At 42.0% G+C, this 8387-nt stretch carries 4 protein-coding genes, 1 pseudogene and 1 riboswitch; of the genes and pseudogenes, 4 read left to right on the top strand and 1 reads right to left on the bottom strand.

All coding sequences use genetic code 11. From position 1 onward, the window contains the following. Nucleotides 1–352: pseudogene (locus RM368_RS37415) on the bottom strand (hypothetical protein); the annotation flags it as partial. 132 nt (nt 353–484) lie between these two features. Here RM368_RS37415 and RM368_RS37410 point away from each other — a divergent pair. The 4 genes from RM368_RS37410 (at nt 485) to RM368_RS37395 (ending at nt 7493) form a co-directional block, all read left to right on the top strand. Then, nucleotides 485–1510 (top strand): AraC family transcriptional regulator, encoded by a 1026-nt coding sequence (locus RM368_RS37410; protein WP_322698745.1) that lies wholly within the window; start codon nt 485–487, stop codon nt 1508–1510. Nucleotides 1511–1716: 206 nt separating this feature from the next. Beyond that, the gene (locus RM368_RS37405) at nt 1717–4419 is read left to right on the top strand and encodes a TonB-dependent siderophore receptor (protein WP_322698744.1); all 2703 of its coding nucleotides are present in this window, start codon (nt 1717–1719) and stop codon (nt 4417–4419) included. Between the two features lie 145 nt (nt 4420–4564). Beyond that, nucleotides 4565–5542, top strand: a complete 978-nt coding sequence (locus RM368_RS37400) for an iron-siderophore ABC transporter substrate-binding protein (RefSeq protein WP_322698743.1) — start codon at nt 4565–4567, stop codon at nt 5540–5542. Nucleotides 5543–5711: 169 nt separating this feature from the next. After that, nucleotides 5712–7493 (top strand): ABC transporter ATP-binding protein, encoded by a 1782-nt coding sequence (locus tag RM368_RS37395; RefSeq protein WP_322698742.1) that lies wholly within the window; start codon nt 5712–5714, stop codon nt 7491–7493. Nucleotides 7494–7828: 335 nt separating this feature from the next. Then, a riboswitch (cobalamin riboswitch) is annotated at nt 7829–7977 on the top strand. Nucleotides 7978–8387: the final 410 nt, after the last annotated feature.

The following is an 8387-nucleotide window of genomic DNA, read 5'->3' as shown; positions in this document are numbered from 1 at the left end:
TAAAATGATTATCATTACTGGTAGTGGAATAGTTTATTTTCTGGAAGTCCCTTAAAGCTGTAACGCGACTGGGGGTGAGAGGACGATGGGAAGAAGAGCTTACCCTGGGGGAAGCGTTTTTTGTTGAACCTTTTGCTGGTGCAAATCCGGGTAAGCTCTTGAGATAACGAGTGAAGCGAACGACTCTAGCATAACTACCAGTATAACCAGCCTGTCGAATTTCCTCAAACAGTTCTTGGGTGTTGTAGTTACCGCTATTCCAGCGACTGAGGAGGTAATCTTGATAAGGGTTGAGAAGGCTCAGACCTTGGTCGCTACGTTCACAACGTTCGATAAAAGTTGAGCTACGCAAATAATTAAATACCGTAGTTTTAGAAACTCCCAGTTCTTGAGCGATTGCTTGCCCTGATAAGCCAATAGACCGCAGGTTCCAAACTTGCTCATGGATGTCCCTCCGTCTGTCCCGTGCCTTGCGGTAAAATTATTGAAAATATATATCATTAAATTTGACCATCTACCAACTATGACCATTACCCCCACACCAGAGTGGCAAAAATTGTGGGCAGAAGCTAGACAAAATAGCCAGCAAAACTCATTAGAACCATTTGAATCCTATTGTCAAGTACCCAGGCAACTGGGCGAAGGATATAGCCGAAGTATAGAAGTGCATCCCCAAGTGCGGCTGGGGATTGGTAACTACGAATACTACGATGATATACTGAGCCAATGCTGTGAATCTGATCACCCTTTGCAATTTGCTGTTTTCCTTTCAGGAACAAGCAGAGAAGAATATGGAGGGCAAGTAGGAGAAGGATACACACTTATTTCAGGTGGCGGCATTCAACGAAAGATGACTTGTTTGGATTCTCAATCAAGCGTGAGTATTGGGTTCAGTATGCCTCCTGAGTTGTTGGCAACCTTTTTCCCAACAGGAGATGGAGAAATTCCACCGCAACTAAGTTTTTTGGCTAAAGGTAACGAGTGGCAAACATTGCTCTACCCAAAAACTACAACAGCAATACAGACAGTGGCACAGCAAATAGTCAACTGTCCTTACCACGGGATGACGAAGCGTTTGTATTTACAGGCGAAGGTGCTAGAGTTGATGTCGTTGCAACTTGCCCCCTTCTTAGCTGAACAAGCTGGAGTGCAACCGTCGCCACGATTAAAGACACAAACCATCGCCCGGATTCATCACGCCAGAGAAATTTTACTCTCCCGTTTGGAGAATCCGCCGTCGATACTGGAATTGGCGCAAATGGTGGGGATGAGCGATCGCACCCTCCAACGTGGATTTCAGGAACTCTTTGGCAAAACAGCATTTAGCTACATGACAGAAAAACGTATGGAATGGGCAGAGCAGTTATTGCGTCAGGGAAACATGACTATTGCTGAGGTTGCTAACAAAATCGGCTATTCTCACTTGGGATACTTCGCAGGTGCTTTCAAGCGCAGGTTCGGGATTACGCCCAGTGAAAGTTTAATTAGTAAAAAGTCGGTTTCGAGATAGTGATGCGGTTTTTGGATAGACTCAGTTGCAAATTATTCTCTATACTCAGCTTCATTGAATTAAAAACGATTTGTAGTCATTAAGTTTTGCTCAGTTTTACCCCACCCTAACCCTCCCCGATGCATTGGCGAGGGAACTAGATTTTCCATTACCCCCCTTTCCAAGGGGGGTAATTCGACTTGTGTAACTGGCAAGTATTAAGGGGTATGACTGCAAAGCGGATTAATTCAGCAAAGTTCTGCATGGTGTCAGGAGTTGTGATGAAGCGTTGGTGTTTGTTTGGTGGTGTGAAAATGTGGTTTTTACTGAGTCTATCTGGCTGCTTGAGTACTATTGCTATTGAGCCTGTACGGGCAGAAATTAAATCAACGCTTGAGAAGCAGGAAGTTGAAAGTCAGGAAAATTTAAGACCTCTGCTGACTCGAAAAATTCGGCAATTGAGTGAAGTTGAGCGTCCCAGCACTAGCGCCAGATTGCTGGTGCAGTCGCCAACACCAAGCAATCCTCCTGCCGTCCAGGGAAATATTGTACTAATCACGGGAGTCCAAGCCAAACCCACAGATAAAGGTGTGGAGGTGATTTTAGAGACGACTCAAGGGGATAAACTGCAAATCACGAATCGCAGTGCTGAGAATAACTTTATTGCTGATATACCTAATGCTCAATTGCGTTTACCCAATGGTGATTCGTTCACATTCCGTTCCCAAAAACCAGTTACAGGAATTGCTGAGATAACTGTTACAAATCTGGATGCTAATACTATCCGAGTGACAGTAGCAGGTGAGGTGGGATTGCCAGTTGTAGAGTTGTTTGATGGAGATGAAGGGCTGATTATTGGTTTGACAGCTGCTACAACTGCAATGCAGCCACCACAACAGCCTGAGCCAGAGAAGCCTGTCAGCGAAACACCTCAAAAACAGCCATCAGCGCAAACTGATGAGCCGATTGAGTTGGTGGTAACGGGAGAGCAAAATGATGGATACCGCGCACCTGATGCTACCACTGGCACAAGATTAGATATTCCTCTTCTGGAAACTCCTGCTTCTATTGGGGTGATTACCAGAGACTTGATTGAAGATATTGCTCCCAAGCGTGGAGAAGATTTGATTCCCTTTGTTCCTGGCGTTACTAGAGGAACGGGAGGAGGAGATGCCCAGGGAGGAAATATTCCCGAATTCACAATTCGTGGCTTTAACGTTGCACGACAAACTTACATAAATGGTTTGCGAGACAATCAACGTTTTCTAGTACGCGATTTAGCAAACATCGATCGTATTGAAATTCTCAAAGGACTCTCTTCTTTACTCTACGGCACTGGTACGCCTGGAGGATTGGTTAATTATGTCACCAAGAAACCACAAGCAATACCAAGTAACGCTATTACCTTTCAAGCAGGTAGTTTTAACTCCTATCGTGGGGAAGTCGATTTTACAGGGCCCCTTAATACTGATAAGACACTGCTTTATCGTCTGGTAGCGGCAGTACAAGATGCAGACTCTTTTTACGCAAATGTAGAAGATAATCGCATTCTTGTTGCTCCTTCGATTACTTGGTTGCCTGCTAACGGTAGTTCTTTAACAGTTGAAACAGAGTATTACCAGCAACGACAAAATTTTAATTCCGGGATTAAATTCTTTAACAATGAATTTCTTTACGATCGCAGTTACGTCGATCCGCGCGATCGCGGTCAGCGGGATAATTATCGTGTGAGTGCTTACTTTGACCAACCTTTAGGTAAGAACTGGTCGCTTAGTTTGAACGGTCAATACTTAGACACTTACAGAGATTTGTTTATTCTTTCTGCCTTTCGATTTAACGGAGATACACTTCAGTACCTCTATAGAAATCCACTTACAGAAAGCTACACTCAACTCAACCTACGGAGTGAGGTGCGAGGCAATTTTAAAATAGGAGCATCCGATCACAAGCTATTGGCAGGTGTCGAATACAGCAGATTCCACGCTGATTTGACTGGAAATACCAGAAATATCTTTTTCGGTAGCATTGATGTTTTTAATCCTACCTTTGGCGAACCACTGCCAACTGATTTGGCTCCTGGTAAGCAGCTTTCTAGTAACATAGATTATGGCGTATACGTCCAGGATTTTATCACTTTGGGAAGGTTTCGCATTCTGGCTGGTCTACGCTACGGCTGGTTTGATGCAGAGTTTAATAATCTAAACACTCAAAATGCAACTTTTCTTTCTCCGACGCTGGGATTGGTCTATAAACTCACAGATTCTGCGTCAGTCTATGCTAGTTTTAGCCAATCGACAGAACCACAATCTGGCAGACTAGCAGGAGGTGGATTAATCGATCCCAAATCTGCCACCCAGTACGAAGTCGGTGCTAAAGCAAACTTTTTCAACGACAGACTCAGCGTGACTGCTGCCCTCTTCGACCTAACTCAAACCAATATTGCAGAGACTGACTTCAACAATCCTGATTTCAGCATTCTCGTTGGTGAGGTTCGCAGTCGTGGCTTGGAACTACAAGTGGGAGGTAAGATGACAGATAACTTGAGCTTGATTGCTGCCTACACATTGTTAGATGCTCAGATTACGAAAAATACCACAGGGCAGGAAGGCAATACGCTTGTTAACTCTCCATCCAATAGTTTTGGTTTATATGCCAAGTATGATTTTACCAAAGGTGGTTTGAGAGGACTTAGCCTCAACAGTGGTCTAGTCTATGTGGGTGAGAGACAGGGCGATAATGCTAATTCGTTTGATGTTCCTAGCTACGTGCGTGTAGACTTAGCAGCTTCATACAAGCTAGAAAATCTCACATTTCGCTTGGGAGTTGAGAACCTATTTGACACCAGATATGTTGCTTCTACTGTGAATACGGCTAACGTGTTTCAAGGCTCACCCCTTGCAATTACTGGTTCAATTTCATACCAATTTTAACTTGATAATTCAGCTTTTAAGTCTAGAGTATGAAATGTGGAGAAGGACTTCTGTATTCAATCAACCTAATCATAAATCCTCTCCTTCGCAGACTCTCAAATTTCTCAAATGTACCAATGAGGATTCAAAAGATATATTCCTCCCAATGAAAATATTTTTAGGTCGCCTTATCTATCTATTATTTTTAGGAGTATTGACGTTCGTACTTGTTTCGGCTTGTAGTAAAAACGTCAATCAGAGTGTTCAAAGCTGGAAACAGTCAGTTAAAGAATGCCGAGTAGTGCAGCACGCAATGGGAAAAACTTGTGTTCCTAATAATCCTAAACGTCTTGTAGTATTAAATCCAGCTGCTTTAGGGAATGCGATTAGCCTTGGTATTCAGCCTGTTGGAAGTATTTTAGAGTACAATCATCAGTTTCCTGCTTATCTGAAAGGTAAAACACAGGGGATAGAGCCATTAGGCAGCTCACAGCCCAGCATAGAACGCATCGTGCTACTTAAGCCTGATGTCATTATTAGTTGGAAGCATAATCATGAATCAATTTATCCTCAGCTATCCAATATCGCTCCCACCGTTTTATATGACTGGAGAGGTAACAATAACCTGCAAGACAATTGGAAAGAGTATTTTAATTTTATGGCTGAGGTATTAGGCAGAAAAAAAATTGGGCAGCAGGTTTGGCAACACTATAATCAACGTATTGAAAAACTAAAGACTGCATTAGGCGATTACTACAAGTATAAAAAGATTTCTTTTGTCAACTTTTGTTGTGGTGGCATGAATAGCGAAGTAAAAAACTCATTCATTGGCTCTGTTTTAAGCGATGCTGGATTACAACGCCCACCATCGCAAGACTTTAATCCACGAGGATTCATTAGTTTCTCTGAAGAGGAATTAGAAAAGGCAGATGGTGATGTTATGTTTGTCATTGCTTATGGCGGGAATTATACAGGTGAGCGTGACTTAAGCATTCTTCAGAAAAAACTGCTTTGGAACAAACTGAAAGCTGTTCAACAAAATCGTGTTTATTATGTAGACCCTACTATCTGGAGAGCGCGAACTCCGCTTGCGGCTGATGCAGTAATCGATGATTTATTTAAATACCTTGTCAACACACCTTAAGTTCAGATTTTTCACCAGATTCAAAAAATGAGCAATTACCTGAAATAACCGAATATTGCATTTGTCTAACTATTTTAAATTGCTATTTTCGCACAAATTCCATCTATATTAATTGATAAAAACTTTAGCTAATTATCATTAATTATTTTCTCTAAGTTTGGCACTCACCATGAAAGATTTACAAGTATCCAAAAAGCATCCACTATTACGTTTGTTACTCTATGCCAGAGACTACCACTCTCAAGTATGGAGTGCTGTAACCTTTACCATAATCAATAAAATCTTCGACCTAGCGCCATCCTATTTAATTGCCCAAACTATAGATGTCGTGGTAGAAAAAGAAAATTCCCTAATTGCCAAAATCGGCATAACCAACATCATTGGACAACTGGCGATACTATCATTATTAGCATTATTCATTTGGTGTTCGGAGTCGCTATTTGAATTTTTATATACTCGCCTGTGGCGTAATTTAGCTCAAACCATCCAGCACGAACTGCGTCTTGATGCCTATAGCCATTTACAAGAACTAGAACTGAGCTACTTTGAGGAACACTCTACAGGCACACTCCTATCAATTTTAAACGATGATATCAATCAATTAGAACGCTTTCTCAATTCTGGGGCTGCGGAAATTCTGCAATTTATCACTACAGTTTTAGTTGTCGGCGGCTCATTTACTCTTATCGCTCCTAACGGAGCGTGGTTAGCAATACTACCCATACCCTTGATTTTCTGGGGTTCATTAGCATTCCAAAAACGACTAGCTCTGCGTTATGCAGATGTCCGAGACAAAGCTGGATTCATCAATAGCCGTTTAGCTAATAACCTCTCAGGGATTGCCACAATTAAAAGTTTCACTGCTGAAACCTACGAACAAGGTCGTGTTCTCTCTGAAAGTGAAGCTTATCGTCGCAGTAATCGTGAAGCTATCACTGTTTCTGCTGCGTTTTTCCCGGTGATTCGATTCATAGTTGTACTAGGTTTCATCGCTACGGTGTTTTTTGGTGGTATTTCAGTAGCGACTAATCAGTTAACTGTAGGAAACTATAGTTTCATAGTGCTGATTGTGCAGCAATTACTGTGGCCATTTGCTACTTTGAGTTCTGTCATGGATGAGTATCAACGGGCTATGGCTTCTGTCCGTAGAGTGATGGGGTTGTTAGATACTCCTATTGCTATTCTCACAGGAAACCGCTCTTTACCATTAACCACAGTACGCGGTGAGGTGCATCTGGATAATATCACCTTTGCTTACAATGGTCGCAACAATGTACTCAAAAATCTATCACTGCACATTCCACCAGGGGCAAATATTGGTATTGTCGGTGCAACTGGTTCTGGTAAAAGTACCCTAGTCAAACTGCTGCTACGCTTTTACGAAGTCCAAGGCGGACAAATCCTGGTTGATGGTATCGATATTCGGGAGTTACAACTCTTAGAACTGCGACGCTGTATCGGTTGGGTGAGTCAGGATGTATTTTTATTTCACGGTACAGTGGCGGAAAATATTGCTTATGGCAGTTTTGATGCAAGTAATGAAGAAATTATCCACGCTGCCAAATTAGCCCAGGCTCATGAATTTATCCTACAACTACCCCTTCAGTACGATACTATCGTCGGTGAAAGAGGTCAGAAGCTTTCTGGTGGTCAAAGACAACGAATTGCGATCACTCGTGCTATTCTCAAAGACCCACCAATTTTGATTTTGGATGAGGCAACCTCTGCGGTAGATAATGAAACGGAGGCAGCTATCCAGAAGTCTCTGGCCATAATTACCCAAAATCGGACTACGATAGCGATCGCTCATCGTCTTTCTACGATTCGCCACAGTCATTACATATATGTGATGGATTATGGTCAAATTGTGGAGCAGGGTAAACATGAGGACTTAGTAGCACTTGATGGGATTTATGCCAATCTGTGGCGCGTACAGTCTGGGATTCATTAATACTTCCTTAAGAGCTGATTCGTAAAGAAAATCTAAAGAGAACTGAATTTGACTTTACTCAGGTTGTAGAAAAATAGTTGCACAAATGGAAAAGAGTTGTTAAATAGGTTTGGCAATGTAAAAAATTGTCAGCCCTTCGGCTACGCTCAGGGTTGACGCTATGTCAACAAACGCTGGCAACCCGAAAAAGTTTGTTGGGTTGAAAAATTTCTAGAATAATTGCCCAATAAAAACCTAGAGCAAGCTTTGGTAAAGAATGAGACTTGCCCCGATTAATGACGAATGCCAGTATAGATCGACCATTGATTTTTATGCAAGCAGATCGCAATTGTGTTAGTATTCAGATGAATCTCGGTTCTAGTGGGGAACAGCCACTAGAGGAAACGGGGAAAGTCCGGTGTAAATCCGGCGCTGTCCCGCAGCTGTAATCAAGGTAAGGCTTGCCTTGTTAGTCAGAATGCCCGCCGAAGTTGACTTGTAAATTTTGTACATCTGCGAGGTACAGATGAGTATTTTTATGAAGATTTCTACAACTACTCAGCTTTACGTTCTCATAGCCCCACATATCAATCCGCTACAGATTACGGCTTTCTATGAGAGGGTAAGCAATTGATTTCCGGTAAAAATTGTGTCTTGAGATGCAGCGATCCTACTCCAGATGAGAGTATCGCTTGAAAATAGTCACAACAACAAAAAAACGCTGTATTAACTAACAGATTGAAGTTGTTCAAAACAGGTATGAAATGGCGTATATGACGTACATGGTCCTGTTTCATCACTGAACAAATACTTTCCCAATCACGCATAGAAATTGCTAATTTACTAAATTAATACTTCAGTTAAGGGACTTCCAGAAAATAAACTATTCCACTACCAGTAATGATAATCATTTTA

The organism is Nostoc sp. DedSLP03 (assembly GCF_034530815.1).
GTDB lineage: Bacteria > Cyanobacteriota > Cyanobacteriia > Cyanobacteriales > Nostocaceae > Nostoc.
This window is presented reverse-complemented; position numbering and strand designations above follow the sequence as displayed.

Excerpts from the sequence above, each read along its gene's own strand:
- RM368_RS37405 (WP_322698744.1), top strand. The coding sequence starts at position 1,717 with ATGACTGCAAAGCGGATTAATTCAGCAAAGTTCTGCATGGTGTCAGGA.
- RM368_RS37400 (WP_322698743.1), top strand. The coding sequence starts at position 4,565 with ATGAAAATATTTTTAGGTCGCCTTATCTATCTATTATTTTTAGGAGTA.
- RM368_RS37395 (WP_322698742.1), top strand. The coding sequence starts at position 5,712 with ATGAAAGATTTACAAGTATCCAAAAAGCATCCACTATTACGTTTGTTA.